We start from the raw sequence: 952 nt of genomic DNA, 5'->3' as shown, positions 1-952 counted from the left end.
AACTTGTTTTAGAGTTAGAATCAAATTGTTTAATAAAAATTAGTGGTTCTCCATATCGAGAGCCACGAGAACAAACTATATCCTTAACTAAAAAGGGAAATGATTTCAAGTATTTACAAAAAACTTACACAGAATTTATAAATGAAAAAGAAAAGCCACTAAGTAATGTTTTTAATATAGGAAATTTAAACTCAACAAATACTATTTTAGGTAGTCATAATTCAAATATTAATATATCACATAGTAATACATCAGAAGAAATAATATCAACTCTTAACAATTTGATTGAAAATATTAGCCATAATCAAGATATGGAATTAATATTTAAAGGAAAATTAGTTGACACTTACACTGAACTACTATCAGCAATACAAACATCAAAAGAAAACAAACTGCCCATATTTGACAATTTGCTAAGTATAGCAGCAAACGTAGCAAGTTTACTTGGAACTGGAATTGTTCAGTCTTGATATTTCCTCATTTAATGTTTTTTTTACTATCTCGTAAATCAAATCATCCATAAATGAAATAGGGATACTTACCATTCCATTGCTTTGATTAGCTTTAAATACCTTCCATTTATCGACAAAATATGTCATTTTTTTATTTTCCATAAACTTGATAATTTAAAAGTTTTTAATTAATTTTAGTTTGTCAAGTTTCCCTCACAGGCACTTTCGACAATTTCAATGCGAAGTTTTCAAGCCATCACTCTCGAAAACTTCGCTATTTTTTTTAGTTCATTAGCACTTTACAATTACCTGCGACAATACAAATGCGTTTCTGTTTCGCTAATTTTTAATCCTTAGTACTTATATTTGTTGGGGGACATTTGATTAGAAAATTATTCAAAATCTTTGGTCTCCAACTAAAGCAAGCAAGTAAACGCTTGATAAATCTATTAATTAACTCAAAATCCAATCCTAAGCATCTTGCTTGCGGTCGTTGGAAA

The 952-nt window shown here is 28.5% G+C and carries 1 protein-coding gene; it reads left to right on the top strand.

Translation table 11 applies throughout. The annotated features are described in order from the left end of the window. A partial coding sequence (locus tag MJQ71_RS20810) for a hypothetical protein (protein ID WP_238808870.1) occupies positions 1-470 on the top strand: 470 nt, incomplete at its 5' end. Positions 471-952: the final 482 nt, after the last annotated feature.

It is taken from the genome of Emticicia aquatica (assembly GCF_923079645.1).
In the GTDB taxonomy this organism is placed as follows: Bacteria; Bacteroidota; Bacteroidia; order Cytophagales; family Spirosomataceae; genus Emticicia; species Emticicia aquatica.
This window is presented reverse-complemented; position numbering and strand designations above follow the sequence as displayed.